12 protein-coding genes and 2 tRNA genes are annotated in these 12,766 nt (G+C 72.4%); 7 read left to right on the forward strand and 7 right to left on the reverse strand.

Annotation, left to right across the window (positions count from 1 at the left end):
* Positions 1-70: 70 nt before the first annotated feature.
* Positions 71-718: an alpha/beta family hydrolase gene (locus tag ACH4FH_RS24480; RefSeq protein WP_398558008.1), complete on the reverse strand. Its 648-nt coding sequence runs from the start codon at positions 716-718 to the stop codon at positions 71-73.
* Between the two features lie 59 nt (positions 719-777).
* Positions 778-1,611: an SOS response-associated peptidase gene (locus ACH4FH_RS24485; protein ID WP_398558009.1), complete on the reverse strand. Its 834-nt coding sequence runs from the start codon at positions 1,609-1,611 to the stop codon at positions 778-780.
* Between the two features lie 35 nt (positions 1,612-1,646).
* Between ACH4FH_RS24485 and ACH4FH_RS24490 the strand changes: the two genes are divergently transcribed.
* The 4 genes from ACH4FH_RS24490 to ACH4FH_RS24505 all read left to right on the forward strand — a co-directional run bounded on the left by ACH4FH_RS24490 (position 1,647) and on the right by ACH4FH_RS24505 (position 5,349).
* Positions 1,647-2,360, forward strand: coding sequence for a M50 family metallopeptidase (locus tag ACH4FH_RS24490; RefSeq protein ID WP_398558010.1), 714 nt, complete (start codon positions 1,647-1,649; stop codon positions 2,358-2,360).
* A gap of 190 nt (positions 2,361-2,550) precedes the next feature.
* Positions 2,551-3,915 (forward strand): 3-phosphoshikimate 1-carboxyvinyltransferase, encoded by a 1,365-nt coding sequence (aroA, locus tag ACH4FH_RS24495; protein WP_398558011.1) that lies wholly within the window; start codon positions 2,551-2,553, stop codon positions 3,913-3,915.
* Positions 3,916-3,929: 14 nt separating this feature from the next.
* Positions 3,930-4,937 carry a ribosome small subunit-dependent GTPase A gene (rsgA, locus tag ACH4FH_RS24500; protein WP_398558012.1) on the forward strand — a complete coding sequence of 336 codons (1,008 nt, stop codon included), beginning with the start codon at positions 3,930-3,932 and terminating at the stop codon, positions 4,935-4,937.
* An 88-nt stretch (positions 4,938-5,025) separates the two neighbouring features.
* On the forward strand, positions 5,026-5,349 hold the full coding sequence (locus ACH4FH_RS24505) for a DMT family transporter (protein ID WP_398558013.1): 324 nt from the start codon (positions 5,026-5,028) through the stop codon (positions 5,347-5,349).
* Positions 5,350-5,579: 230 nt separating this feature from the next.
* On the opposite strand, the gene ACH4FH_RS24510 is transcribed toward ACH4FH_RS24505, so the two are convergent.
* Positions 5,580-6,326, reverse strand: a complete 747-nt coding sequence (locus ACH4FH_RS24510; RefSeq protein WP_398558014.1) for a TetR/AcrR family transcriptional regulator — start codon at positions 6,324-6,326, stop codon at positions 5,580-5,582.
* Positions 6,327-6,488: 162 nt separating this feature from the next.
* Here ACH4FH_RS24510 and hisN point away from each other — a divergent pair, with 162 nt between their 5' ends.
* Complete coding sequence (gene hisN, locus ACH4FH_RS24515; RefSeq protein WP_398558015.1) at positions 6,489-7,292, forward strand: histidinol-phosphatase; 804 nt, start codon at positions 6,489-6,491, stop codon at positions 7,290-7,292.
* Between the two features lie 151 nt (positions 7,293-7,443).
* Positions 7,444-7,845 carry a cyclic nucleotide-binding/CBS domain-containing protein gene (locus ACH4FH_RS24520; RefSeq protein WP_398558066.1) on the forward strand — a complete coding sequence of 134 codons (402 nt, stop codon included), beginning with the start codon at positions 7,444-7,446 and terminating at the stop codon, positions 7,843-7,845.
* Positions 7,846-8,008: 163 nt separating this feature from the next.
* Here the strand turns inward: ACH4FH_RS24520 and ACH4FH_RS24525 are convergent, their stop codons facing one another.
* Positions 8,009-9,472 carry a catalase gene (locus ACH4FH_RS24525; RefSeq protein WP_398558016.1) on the reverse strand — a complete coding sequence of 488 codons (1,464 nt, stop codon included), beginning with the start codon at positions 9,470-9,472 and terminating at the stop codon, positions 8,009-8,011.
* 160 nt (positions 9,473-9,632) lie between these two features.
* On the opposite strand from ACH4FH_RS24525, the gene ACH4FH_RS24530 reads away from it, so the two are divergent.
* On the forward strand, positions 9,633-10,052 hold the full coding sequence (locus ACH4FH_RS24530; protein ID WP_398558017.1) for a Fur family transcriptional regulator: 420 nt from the start codon (positions 9,633-9,635) through the stop codon (positions 10,050-10,052).
* Positions 10,053-10,435: 383 nt separating this feature from the next.
* On the opposite strand, the gene ACH4FH_RS24535 is transcribed toward ACH4FH_RS24530, so the two are convergent.
* From ACH4FH_RS24535 to ACH4FH_RS24545, 3 genes are all read right to left on the reverse strand, one after another.
* Positions 10,436-10,509: transfer RNA gene (locus ACH4FH_RS24535), tRNA-Met, on the reverse strand.
* A 105-nt stretch (positions 10,510-10,614) separates the two neighbouring features.
* Positions 10,615-12,468, reverse strand: a complete 1,854-nt coding sequence (locus ACH4FH_RS24540) for a tetratricopeptide repeat protein (protein WP_398558018.1) — start codon at positions 12,466-12,468, stop codon at positions 10,615-10,617.
* A gap of 208 nt (positions 12,469-12,676) precedes the next feature.
* Positions 12,677-12,750, reverse strand: a tRNA-Met gene (locus ACH4FH_RS24545).
* Positions 12,751-12,766 lie beyond the last annotated feature (16 nt).

Consider the following 12,766-nt stretch of genomic DNA (forward strand, 5'->3'; position numbering starts at 1 on the left):
CCCCGCTTCCTCGCGGCCGTCGCCGGATGTCCCGCCGCACGGCCTGCGGGGGACCGGCGCCAGGCCGCCGTCAGCCGAACAGGCCGTCCAGCCACGCCAGCGCCGCGCCGGTGAGCACGGCCATCGACTCCGCCTCGCCGGTGCCCGACTTTTTGGGCACCGCGAATCCGTGGTCGCCGTACGCCACCTTGGTGAGCCGGGTGCCCTCCGGGAACTCCTCGGGCCGTCCGAACGGGTCCCGGCCGCCCTGGACGACCAGCGTCGGCACCCCGGCGCCGGTCAGCTCCGCCACCCGGGACTTCTCCGGCTTGCCCGGCGGGTGCAGCGGGAAGCTCAGCGCCAGGACCGCGTGCGCACCCAGCTCCCGGGCCGTACGGCAGGCCACCCTGGCGCCCGCGCTGCGGCCCCCCGCGACGACCGGCAGCCCCGGCTTGGCCAGCGCCGGCCACAGCGCCGTCCAGCCGGCGTCCAGCGTCCTGGGCGCCGGCGCCACCTTCTTGCCCGCCACCCGCCACGGCTGCTCGACCAGGGCCACGGTGTAGCCGCGGGCCGGCAGCGCGGCGGCGAGGGCGCTCAGATCCCTCGCCTCGATGCCGCCACCGGCGCCGTGGCTGACCGCCACCACCGCCCGGGCGGGCACCGGGTCGCGGTACCAGGTGATCCGGGCGTCGCCCACGGGCGTCCCGACCGTCTCGCGCTCACTCGCCGCTGTGCTCATACCCCCATCCTGCCCGGGCCGCCCCCCACTTCTGACGCGTCCGACGCGGCGCGTCCGCGTCAGAAGAGGGTGGCGATCTCCGGCCCGTCGAGTTCGGCGACCAGCTCCGGCCCGTTGTTGCGGACGTTGCTGACGTCGGTGGGGACCGGGTGGGCGCGCATCAGCCCGGTCGGCGGTGGCGCCAGCAGCTCGCGCAGCTCGTCGGGCTCGGTGCGGCCGGGGTCGAGCCAGGCGTCCCAGCGGTCCGGGGTCAGCACCAGCGGCATGCGGGGGTGGATGTCGGCGAGCGACTGCGGCCCCTCGCCGCCCGTGGCGCCTGCCAGCGGCGTGGTCTCAGCCGCGGTCGTGACCACGGTGCAGGTGACCCACCACGCCTGCGGGTGCTCGGCGGGCAGCGTCCCGTCGCGCCAGAACTCGAAGAGCCCGGCCATCGCCATCACGGAGCCGTCGGCGGGCGTCACGAAGTACGGCTGCTTCCGGCTCCGCTTCTTCCTGCCCTGCTCCTCCAGCTCGCGCTCGGCCGCGTCGGTGACCCACTCGAAATACCCGTCGCCGGGCAGCAGGCAGCGGCGGGTGGCGAACGCCTGCCGGAAGGAGGGCTTCTCGTGCACCGTCTCGGCCCGCGCATTGATCATCTTCACGCCGACGTCGGGTGATTTCGACCACGACGGGACCAGCCCCCACCGCAGCGTCCGCAGCTGGCGCACCGGGCCTCGCGGCACGGGGCCGGTGGCCGCGCCGCCCTTCAGGGGACGTTCGAGCACCGCGTACACGTTCTTCGTCGGAGCGACGTTCCAGTCGGGCGCCAGGGTCTCCTCCGGCTCCCACCGCTGGACGTCGAAAGCCCCTACCAGGTCCTCGGGCCCGCGACTCGCTGCATACCTACCGCACATGCGTGCCAGACTGCCATGCCACACGAAGGGGAGACATGGACACCGATCACCTCACCGATGTATGGAGCCGCGTCTTCGGGACCCAGCCCGACCCCTCGTTCTGGCTGGTGATCGTCACGGGGGTGCTCGCGCTGGGCGCCGTCGTCCCGCACACCGCATGGCGGCTGTCCCGCAACGCCGTCACCATCGCCCACGAGGGCGGACACGGGCTGATCGCGCTCCTCACCGGCCGCCGCCTGGACGGCATACGTCTGCACTCGGACACCTCCGGTCTGACCGTCTCCCGCGGCAAGCCGACCGGGATCGGCATGATCCTGACCGCCGCGGCCGGCTACACCGCGCCGTCCCTGCTCGGCCTGGCGGGCGCCGCACTGCTGGCCTCGGGCCACATCACGGCGCTGCTGTGGGGCGCCACCGCCCTGCTCCTGGCGATGCTGGTCATGATCCGCAATGCCTACGGCGCGCTCACCGTCGTCCTGGCGGGCGCCGCCTTCCTGCTGGTCTCCTGGCTGACGACGCCGGACGTCCAGGCGGCGTTCGCCTACGCCGTGGTGTGGTTCCTGCTGCTGGGTGGTGTCCGGCCGGCGTTCGAGCTGCAGGGCAAGCGGCGGCGCGGCGGGGCGGCGGACTCCGACCCCGACCAGCTCGCCCGGCTGACGCACGTTCCCGCGGCCCTCTGGCTCGGCCTCTTCCACGTCGTGTCGCTGTGCTGCCTGATCGGCGGCGGGCGCTGGCTGCTGGCCGTCTGAGCCGCCCCGGCGTCCGCGGCGGGACCGACGCGGACGGGCCGGACCACCGATGACCCGGACGTCGGCACCGCCCGGCACCTTCCGCGGCCGTCTCGGTGGCGCGCGGGCGCGTTACCAGGGTCATGTTTCGTACGCGTTGCGCCATTTTTGATCAAGATCGGCACCCTTGCCCAGCCATTAAAGTAAGGGCATGACCGAGAGCCCCGCACACCTCGCCCTGTGGCCCGCCCCCCTCGCCTCCGGGGCCGTCGATGCAACCGTCACCGTGCCCGGCTCCAAATCGGTCACCAACCGCGGCCTGGTCCTGGCCGCCCTCTCCTCCGAGCCCGGCTGGCTGCGCCGGCCGCTGCGCTCCCGCGACACCCTCCTGATGGCCGAGGCGCTGCGCACCATGGGCGTCGGCATCGAGGAGACCGCCTCCTCCAGCTCCGTGGGCGCCGCGGGAGAGGCTTCCGGCGGCGAGGCATGGCGGATCATCCCGGCCGGCCTGCACGGCCCGGCCACCGTCGACGTCGGCAACGCCGGCACCGTCATGCGCTTCCTCCCACCGGTCGCCGCCCTCGCCGACGGCCCGATCCGCTTCGACGGCGACCCCCGCTCCTACGAGCGCCCCCTGGGAGGCGTCATCGGCGCCCTGCGCGCCCTCGGCGCCCGCATCGACGACGACAACCGCGGCGCACTGCCCATGACGGTGCACGGCGGCGGCGCCCTGGACGGCGGCCCCGTCGAGATCGACGCCTCCTCGTCCTCCCAGTTCGTCAGCGCCCTGCTGCTGTCCGCGCCACGCTTCAATCAGGGCGTCGAGGTCCGGCACACCGGCTCCGCCCTGCCCTCGCTGCCGCACATCCGGATGACCGTCGACATGCTGCGCAGCGTCGGCGCCCAGGTCGACACCCCGGAGGCCGGCGGCGAACCGAACGTGTGGCGGGTCACCCCCGGCGCCCTGCTGGGCCGCGACCTGATCGTCGAGCCCGACCTCTCCAACGCCCAGCCGTTCCTGGCCGCCGCCCTGGTCACCGGCGGCCGGGTCACCATCCCCGACTGGCCCGAGCACACCACCCAGCCCGGTGACGCGCTGCGTGAGATCTTCACCACCATGGGTGGCTCCTGCGAGCTGACCGACCGCGGCCTGACCTTCACCGGCAGCGGCCAAATCCACGGCATCGACGTCGACCTGAGCGAGGTCGGCGAGCTGACTCCGGGCATCGCGGCCGTCGCCGCCCTCGCCGACTCCCCTTCCACCCTGCGCGGCGTCGCCCACCTGCGGCTGCACGAGACCGACCGGCTGGCCGCGCTCACCAAGGAACTCAACGAACTCGGCGGCGACGTCACCGAGACCGCCGACGGCCTGCACATCCGGCCGCGGCCGCTGCACGGCGGGATCTTCCACACCTACGAGGACCACCGGCTGGCCACCGCCGCCGCGATCATCGGCCTCGCCGTCGAGGGCGTGGAGGTGGAGAACGTCGCCACCACCGCCAAGACCCTGCCCGACTTCCCCGCGATGTGGGCGGACATGCTCGATCCTGCCGCCGCCCCCGCCCGGAGAGTCTGAGGTCTGCCGCCGCCATGCGCCGCTACCGCAAGAACCCCGACGAGGACGACATCCGCGTCCGCCCCAACCCCAAGGGCAACCGTCCCCGCACCAACATCCGTCCCAAGCACGAGGACGCCAGCGAGGGCCTGGTCCTCACGGTCGACCGCGGCCGCCTCACCTGTCTGATCGACGGCCGCACGGTCCACGCCATGAAGGCCCGCGAACTGGGGCGCAAGAGCGCGGTGGTCGGCGACCGGGTCGCCGTCGTCGGCGACCTGACCGGCGACAAGGACACCCTCGCGCGGATCGTGCGGGTGCGGCCGCGCACCTCGACGCTGCGCCGTACGGCCGACGACGACGACCCGTTCGAGCGCGTCGTGGTCGCCAACGCCGACCAGCTCGCCATCGTCACCGCGCTCGCCGACCCCGAGCCGCGTCCCCGCCTCATCGACCGCTGCCTGGTCGCCGCCTACGACGCGGGCCTCGACCCGCTGCTGGTGCTGACCAAGTCCGATCTGGCGTCCGCCGACTCCCTCCTGGAGTCCTACGGCACCCTGGGCGTCCCCTACTTCGTCACCAACCGCGACGAACTCGCCGACGGCAGCGCCGCCGAGCGGGTCAGGGAGCAGCTGGCCGGGCGGATGACGGCGTTCGTCGGGCACTCCGGGGTGGGCAAGACCACCTTGGTCAACGCGCTGGTCCCGGACCGTCTTCGGGCCGTGGGTCACGTCAACGCGGTGACCGGCCGCGGCCGGCACACCACCACCTCGGCCTTGGCGCTCCCGCTGCCCGGCGACTCGGGCTGGGTCATCGACACCCCGGGCGTACGGTCCTTCGGCCTGCACCACGTCGACCCCTCGCGGGTCATCCTGGCCTTCCCCGACCTCGTGCCGGGTACGGCGGAGTGTCCGCGCGCGTGCAGCCACGACGAACCGGACTGCGCGCTGGACCAGTGGGTGACCGACGGGCACGCCGATCCGGCCCGCCTCTATTCGCTGCGCCGCCTGCTGGCCACCCGCGAGCGACGCGAGGGCGACTGACTCAGGCGTTTGCTGCCGCCCACCGAGGTGAACGCATAAGCTCACCAAGTCCGGCGAAGCGGTCACCGACTGACGGAGGCACAGGGATATGGCGTGGCTGCTGGTCGTGGTGGCGGGAATCCTGGAGACGGGCTTCGCGGTCTGCCTCAAGCTCTCCCACGGCTTCACCCGCCTCTTCCCGACCATCGCCTTCTGCGCCTTCGCCCTCGGCAGTTTCGGCCTGCTGACGCTCGCCCTGCGCAAACTCGACGTCGGCCCGGCCTACGCGGTCTGGACCGGCATCGGTGCGGCCGGCACGGCGATCTACGGCATGGTCTTCCTCGGCGACGTGGTCTCCACCCTCAAGCTCGTCTCCATCAGCCTCGTCATCGTCGGTGTCATCGGACTCCAACTGTCCGGGGCGTCACACTGACCGGAGCCGACAGGGGCTGACGGGTGCCGGCGGGTGCTGACGACGGCTTCGGGCTTCCCGGTGGCCCCCTCCAGCCCCACCGTGGCATGACGGACCTTCAGGATGCGCTGCGACGCCGACTCCCGGCGCCCCCGTGCGTACGGCCACGCGTACGCGAGCCCGTCGCGCCCGAGCCGTGATCCCGGCTGCCACCCGCTGACGGGCCCCCGGCCACGGAAGCGACCGCCGCCTCACCCGGGGCGAACCGGCTCTCCCCCGGGCAGCCGGGCGAACGCCCCTCGCACAAGCCGCGACACCGCGTCCGCCTCGGCCTCCCGACGCGCCTGTGCCGGGCTCCCCGTGACGGACGGCCTGGCCTCCGGGCCGTCCGCGGTCCAGGCACCGGGTGCCGCCGGGGCGACCACGCAGGACAGCGTCAACCGCGCGGCGGTCTCGCACGCGGCCCCCAGGGCGGGGAGTTCCTCCTGGGGCCAGTCGGGCCCCAAGGCCGCGACCGCCCGGTCGCAGAAGCGGCCGACCAGTTCGCCGGGCCCCGGCAGCGGCCGCTCGGCGGACGGCACGGCGCGCTGTCCAGGAAGTCCCGGGCGGCCGCCCCGCGGCGGTGCGCCGGGCGGGGGCGGCAGGCGGTCGCTCCAGCAGCCCGTCAGTGCCGCCCTGACCAGCGGGTTGGCGCGCGCGGTGCGCAACGTCCAGGCGGCCGCGGCCACCACCCGGCCCGCCGCCGCATCCCTCGCCGCGGCAGCCTCGGGAGCGGGGCCGGCCTGCCGCAGCACCCGATCCACTCCCTGGAGATACCTCTCGGTCTCCCGGCGGACGAGGGCGCGGGCGAGCCCTTCCTTGCTGCCGAACTCGTTGTAGAGGGTCTGCCGGGACACCCCGGCCGCGGCCGCGACGTCCACCATCCGGACGGCCGCCCACGCCCGGGTCGTCAACGCCTTGTATGCGGCATCCAGCAAGGATTCTCGCGCAGCGGGCATCCGTCGCCTCCCGGCAGCCGGCCCATGTGGGCGGTGTGCGCACAGAATTGACGGGGCACCAGGGACTGTCAAGGGTCACCGCGGTCCGCGCCCGGAGCCGCCACACGCCGGGCCCGGCATGGCCGTGTGGCTCCTGCGTATACCAATAGATACTGTTCGCACATGCCCGACTATCACGATGATCTTCGCCTCGGCCATGTCCTCGCGGACGCCGCGGACGCCGCGACCATGGAGCGGTTCAAGGCTCTCGACCTCAAGGTCGAGACCAAACCCGACATGACTCCGGTGAGCGAGGCGGACAAGAACGCCGAGGAGCTGATCCGTGGCCACCTCCAGCGCGCCCGGCCACGCGATGCGGTGCTCGGCGAGGAGTTCGGCAGCGAGGGCTCCGGCCCACGCCGCTGGATCATCGACCCGATCGACGGGACGAAGAACTACGTCCGCGGTGTGCCGGTCTGGGCGACGCTGATCGCGCTGATGGAACGCGGCGAGGGCGGTGACCGCCCGGTGGTCGGCATCGTCTCCGCACCTGCCCTGAACCGACGCTGGTGGGCCGCCGAGGGCCTGGGTGCCTTCACGGGCCGGAGCCTGACCTCCGCGACCCGGCTCCAGGTGTCGAAGGTCGGCAGCATCCAGGACGCCTCGTTCGCGTACTCCTCGCTGACCGGATGGGAGGAGCGCGGCAAGCTGCCCGGCTTCCTCGATCTGACCCGGGACTGCTGGCGCACCCGCGGTTACGGCGACTTCTGGCCGTACATGATGATCGCCGAGGGTTCGGTGGACATCTGCGCGGAGCCGGAGCTCTCCCTGTGGGACATGGCGGCCTGCGCGGTCGTCGTCCAGGAAGCCGGTGGCCGGTTCTCCGGCCTGGACGGCAAGCCCGGCCCGCACAGCGGCGACGCGGCGGCCTCCAACGGCCTGCTCCACGAGGATCTGCTGAATTACGTGGGCGACGCAGGGCACTGACCTGCGAAGGGGCGGATGCGCGGACAACCGTCCGCGATCCGCCCCTTGTTGCATCGGCCCGGGCATGTGAACATGAGAATCCGCCAGCTTGTGAACTTGTGAATCCTTTCGCAAGGCACATTCACCAAGGAGGTGGCTCCACTCCATGCCCATGCTCGTCAAAGACGCCATGAGCACGGTGGTCCTCACCATCGGGCCCGCTCACACCCTCCGCCAGGCCGCACAACTGATGGCGACCCGACGCGTCGGCGCGGCCGTCGTCCTCGACAGGGACAACAGCGGCCTCGGCATCCTCACCGAGCGCGACATCCTCAACTCCCTCGGCGCGGGCGACGATCCCGACCGGGAACTCGCCCAGACCCACACCACGTCGGACGTGGTGTTCGCCGCCCCCGACTGGACTCTTGACGACGCTGCGGACGCGATGGTGCGCGGCGGCTTCCGCCACCTCATCGTGCTCGACGACCACGAACCGGTCGGCATCGTCTCGGTCCGCGACATCATCCGCTGCCGGTCGCACGTCGCCGAACGCATCGACGCCATTCCCGCCTGAGATGAGCCCGCCGCGTCCGGCCTGCCGAGGGGGCCGGACGCACGAAGAGGCCGGAGCCCCATGGCGTCCGGCCTCTTCGTTTGTTACGGCAAGCGGCCCTTGTGCGAGCCCCGCGGCGAGCGACCACGTCGCTGGTGCGACAGGGTCGGGCCGCGAGGAACGGTCAGCCGCGCAGGGCCTGTACCGCGGCGTCCAGCCGCTTGCCGTAGTCCGCGTCCGCCTTGCGGAAGTTCTCGATCGCGCGCTGCGCGATGTCGTCACGGGAGACCTTCGCGATGAAGCCCGCGAGGTTGTCGACCAGGCGCTCCCGCTCGTCCTCGGACAGCAGGCGGTAGAGGTTCCCCGCCTGCACGAAGTCGTCGTCCTCGGCGTGCGAGGGGGCGGCGCTCTTGCCCGACTCGCCGGTCACCGGGACCGGCTGCCACAGCGGCTGACCGGTCTCGGTCGGGCCGCCGAAGCTGTTCGGCTCGTAGTTCTTCCCGCCCTTGTGACGGCCGTCGTACAGGGCGCCGTCCCGGCCGTGGCTGCGCGCCTCGGTGGCGTGCGGGCGGTTCACCGGCAGGTGGTCGGCGTTGATGCCGACGCGGTAGCGGTGCGCGTCGCCGTACGCGAAGAGACGGCCCTGGAGCATCTTGTCGGGGGACGGGCCGATGCCCGGCACGAAGTGGTGCGGGGAGAAGATCGACTGCTCGACCTCGGCGAAGATGTTCTCCGGGTTGCGGTTGAGCTCCAGCTTCCCGATCTCGATCGGCGGGTAGTCCTCGTGCGGCCAGACCTTGGTCAGGTCGAACGGGTTGAAGCGGTAGTTGTCCGCGTCGGCCGCCGGCATGATCTGCACCTGCACGGTCCAGCTCGGGAAGTCACCGCGCTCGATGGACTCCCGCAGGTCACGCTGGTGACTGTCGGGGTCCTCACCGGCGAGCGCGTTGGCCTCGTCCTGGGTGAGGTTCTTGATGCCCTGGTCGGTCTTGAAGTGGTACTTGACCCAGAAGACCTCGCCCGCGGCGTTGTTCCACTGGAAGGTGTGCGAGCCGTAGCCGTTCATGTGGCGCAGCGTCGCGGGGATGCCGCGGTCACCGAACAGCCAGGTCACCTGGTGGGTGGACTCCGGCGAGAGACCCCAGAAGTCCCAGACGTTGTCCGCCTCCTGCGAGCCGGTGTACGGGTCGCGCTTCTGGGTGTGGATGAAGTCCGGGAACTTGATGGCGTCCTTGATGAAGAACACCGGGGTGTTGTTGCCGACGAGGTCGTAATTGCCCTCCTCGGTATAGAACTTCAGCGCGAAACCGCGGGGGTCACGCACGGCGTCCGCCGAGCCGAGGTTGCCCGCGACGGTCGAGAAGCGCAGGAAGGTCTCGGTCTGCTTGCCGACCTCCGAGAGGAAATGCGCCCGGGTGTACTTCGTGACATCCGCGGTCACCGTGAAGGTGCCGTACGCGCCGGCGCCGCGGGCGTGCACGATGCGCTCCGGGATGCGCTCGCGGTTGAAGTGCGCGAGCTTCTCGATCAGGAGCTGGTCCTGAAGGAGACCAGGGCCGCCGATGCCGGCCGTCTCGCTGTTCTGGTTGTCCGCGACCGGGGCCCCGGTCTCCGTGGTCAGCGGTCCGGTGCTGCTCTCTACCGACACGTGCGCCTCCTGAAGTGTTCTTCACCTGCCCTTGGCTTGCGCCGATGTCGATCCTACATTGGACATTGTCTAAGTCAAGAAGAAGACGAAACTCGTACCTGATCCGGTGATGGATCGGCCGCTGCTACCCTGGGCCTTATCTGACTGATAGGTGATAGGCATGAGTGACCTGCTGGAACGACTCCGGGGACGCGGCTGGCGGCTGACCGCACAGCGACGCGTCGTGGCCGAGGTCCTCGACGGGGACCACGTCCACTACACCGCTGACGAAGTACACGCGCGGGCGACCGACCGGCTCCCGGAGATCTCCCGCGCCACCGTCTACAACACCCTCGGCGAGCTGGTGTCGCTCGGCGAGGTCATCGAGGTGAGCACGGACGGCCGCGCCAAGCGGTACGACCCGAACGCCCACCACGACCACCAGCACCTCGTCTGCTCCCGGTGCGGCACGATCCGTGATGTCCACCTCCAGGGCGACCCACTCTCGGCCCTGCCGGAGCCGGAGCGCTACGGCTTCCAGGTGTCCGAGGTCACCGTGACCTACCGGGGCGTCTGCCCCACCTGCAGCGCCGACTCCTGACGCCCGCGCCCGCCCTCTTCTGACTCCGGGCGCCGGCCCCCGCCCGGGCCGCCGCTCCACAGGAGGCCGGAGCCCTTCGGCGCGGGCCCCCGCACGAGCCGCCGTCGGCCCACGCCGGCACCGCGCCCGCCGCCGACCACTGAGAGTCCCGCGCAGCCCGAGCCCGCGCCCCCTGGGGGCGCGGGCTTCTTGGCGCGCCGGGGCGGCGGACAGTCGGAGCGAGGAACGGCGAGCAGGCACCGGAGACACGGAGAAGGGGACCGCCCGCCGCAGCAGGATGCCGGCGGGCGCCCTCACCGCGAATCCCCCGGACCGCGCGTCGCCCCCGCACGCGAGCATGACGAAGGCCCGGATCCTTGAAGAATCCGGGCCTTCGTCTTTAGTAGCGGGGACAGGATTTGAACCTGCGACCTCTGGGTTATGAGCCCAGCGAGCTACCGAGCTGCTCCACCCCGCGCCGTTGTGTCCTTACTTTAACCCCAGGCCGACGACCAGCGCAAATCCCTTCCCTTGGGTCCAGGGCCAGGTCTCCTCGACCCGGCCCTGGACCCACGGGCGCACGCTAGGCGCTGAGCTCCTCCTGGAGCGCCGCGCGCAGCCGGGCGGCCCGCTCGGCGACCTCCGGCGGCCCCAGCTCCACCGACCGCGCACACCAGCTCTGCGCCTCGGCCAGCGCGCCCCTGCGGGCGGCCAGCAGCGCCAGGCGCAGCGCGGCGCGGCCGTGTCCGGCGTCGGCGGCCCGCTGCCACCACAGCGTGGCCTCCGGGAGGCTCCCCTCGCGGGCGAGCAGCAGGCCGAGGTTGAAGGCGCCGTTGCTGCTGCCGGCCTCGGCCGCCGCGCGGTACCAGGTCGCGGCCTCGACCACGTCACCCCGAGCCGCCGCGAACATGCCAACTCGAACCTGCGCACGGCGGTGCCCCTGCTGCGCGGCCCGCTCGTACCACTGCGTGCTCTCGTCGTCCGGCGCCCGCTCCTCGTCCGTCCGCCCGGCGTCGCGCGCCTCCGCGGACCTGCGGTCCAGGAGGTCGGCGAGCCGGAAAGCCGCCTCGGGGCTGCCGCCCCCGGCCGCACAGCGCAGGTTGCGCTCCGCGTCCTGGGTGTCGCCCTCGCGCAACTGCACGATGGCGACCTGCAGCGCCGCCTCGGTGTGCCCGGCCGCCGCCGCCCGCTCGTACCAGGCGTGCGCCAGCCGGTCCTCACCGCGACCGGCGAACAGGATGCCGAGGTTGAACGCCGCGTCCACACTGCCCGCCTCGGCCGCCTTGGAGAACCACGGCTCGGCCCCCGCCGCGTCGCCACGCTGCAACAGCAGGATGGCGAGCGCGTTGGCCGCCTCGCGGTGCCCGGCGTACGCGGCGCGGCGGTACCACTGCTCACCCCGCCCGGCCCGCCCCTGCCCGGCGCAGAGCAGCCCGATGTTGTAGGCACCGTTGACGTCCCCGGCGTCCAGGGCGACGCGGTACCAGCGCTCGGCGGTCTGCAGTTCGCCGCGGTCGGCGTGCAGCGCACCCAGGGCGTTGGCGGCATTGCCGTCGCCTTCCTGGGCGGCGCGCCGCCACCACTCGGCCGCGCTCTCCTCGTCGCCGGCATCACGCAGCAGGAAGCCCAGCGCGCAGGCCGCCCGCGGTTCGCCGTCCTTGGCCGCGGACAGATACCAGCGCCCCGCCTCCTGCACGTCGCCCCGGTCCTCCAGGAGCGCGCCCAGTTGCAGCGCAGCCCTCCGGTGGCCGCGCGCGGCGGCCTGGCGGTACCACTGCTCGGCCTCCGCGGCGCGGGTCAGCTCGCCGTACGCGGGCTCCACCGCGCGGTCGGTGTCGCGGCCGTCCTCGATGACGCGGGCCAGACGGTACGCGGCCTCGCGGTGGCCGCGCTCGGCGGCGGCCCGGAACCAGCGCTCGGCACCGATGTCGCCGCGGTGCTCCAGCAGGTCGGCGAGGGCGTACGCGCCCAGGTAGTGCCCGGACTCGGCGGACTGGCGCAGCCAGTACTCGGCGGCGGGCTCGTCGCCCCGCTCGCGGTAGTGCCTGCCCAGGGCGTGCGCGGCCGCGGCGGAACCGGCGACGGCTGCGATCCGCCACCAGCCGGCCGCCTCCTCGGCGTAGCCCCGCTGGTGGAGCAGGACACCCAGGTTGTTGGCCGCGGCGCGGTCACCGGCCGCGGTGGCGGAGCGCAGGTGGGGCTCGGCGCCGTCGAGGTCACCGCGGCGCAGCAGCAACGCGCCGAGCGCACTCATGGCGGCGGTGTCGCCCGCCTCGGCGGCCCGGCGGTGACCGGTCTCGGTCACCGCGTCGGACGCCTCGGCGGCCTCAGCGGCCTCCATCGCATCCATCCGCAGCTCGGATTCGCGCCCGTCGTCGGGCGCATGCACAAACCGGTCTGTCTCCAACAACCTTGCCTTGTCCCCCATAAGAGCCATCGTCGCATCACCCGTAACCCGCGTACACCTGGAATACCGCAGCCAGTGAGGTCACTTCAGCGGTTTGTCGACTTCCCGACACGACGACTTGTCAAACTCAAGCACACAGGTTTCCCACAACGGCCGTTCGACCCGGCCGTGGCCCACAAGCCGACCCGAACGCATGACGAAGGCCCGGATCCTTGAGGATCCGGGCCTTCATCTTCAGTAGCGGGGACAGGATTTGAACCTGCGACCTCTGGGTTATGAGCCCAGCGAGCTACCGAGCTGCTCCACCCCGCGCCGTTGTGTCCACAAG

Origin of the sequence: Streptomyces sp. NPDC017993, assembly GCF_044328065.1 — a bacterium.
Lineage (GTDB): Bacteria > Actinomycetota > Actinomycetes > Streptomycetales > Streptomycetaceae > Streptomyces.

What these genes read in the sequence shown, in the direction of transcription:
- ACH4FH_RS24480 (WP_398558008.1), bottom strand. Translation starts at nt 718, where the DNA reads ATGAGCACAGCGGCGAGTGAGCGCGAGACGGTCGGGACGCCCGTGGGC.
- ACH4FH_RS24485 (WP_398558009.1), bottom strand. Translation starts at nt 1,611, where the DNA reads ATGTGCGGTAGGTATGCAGCGAGTCGCGGGCCCGAGGACCTGGTAGGG.
- ACH4FH_RS24490 (WP_398558010.1), top strand. Translation starts at nt 1,647, where the DNA reads ATGGACACCGATCACCTCACCGATGTATGGAGCCGCGTCTTCGGGACC.
- aroA (WP_398558011.1), top strand. Translation starts at nt 2,551, where the DNA reads ATGACCGAGAGCCCCGCACACCTCGCCCTGTGGCCCGCCCCCCTCGCC.
- rsgA (WP_398558012.1), top strand. Translation starts at nt 3,930, where the DNA reads ATGCGCCGCTACCGCAAGAACCCCGACGAGGACGACATCCGCGTCCGC.
- ACH4FH_RS24505 (WP_398558013.1), top strand. Translation starts at nt 5,026, where the DNA reads ATGGCGTGGCTGCTGGTCGTGGTGGCGGGAATCCTGGAGACGGGCTTC.
- ACH4FH_RS24510 (WP_398558014.1), bottom strand. Translation starts at nt 6,326, where the DNA reads ATGCCCGCTGCGCGAGAATCCTTGCTGGATGCCGCATACAAGGCGTTG.
- hisN (WP_398558015.1), top strand. Translation starts at nt 6,489, where the DNA reads ATGCCCGACTATCACGATGATCTTCGCCTCGGCCATGTCCTCGCGGAC.
- ACH4FH_RS24520 (WP_398558066.1), top strand. Translation starts at nt 7,444, where the DNA reads ATGCTCGTCAAAGACGCCATGAGCACGGTGGTCCTCACCATCGGGCCC.
- ACH4FH_RS24530 (WP_398558017.1), top strand. Translation starts at nt 9,633, where the DNA reads ATGAGTGACCTGCTGGAACGACTCCGGGGACGCGGCTGGCGGCTGACC.
- ACH4FH_RS24540 (WP_398558018.1), bottom strand. Translation starts at nt 12,468, where the DNA reads ATGGCTCTTATGGGGGACAAGGCAAGGTTGTTGGAGACAGACCGGTTT.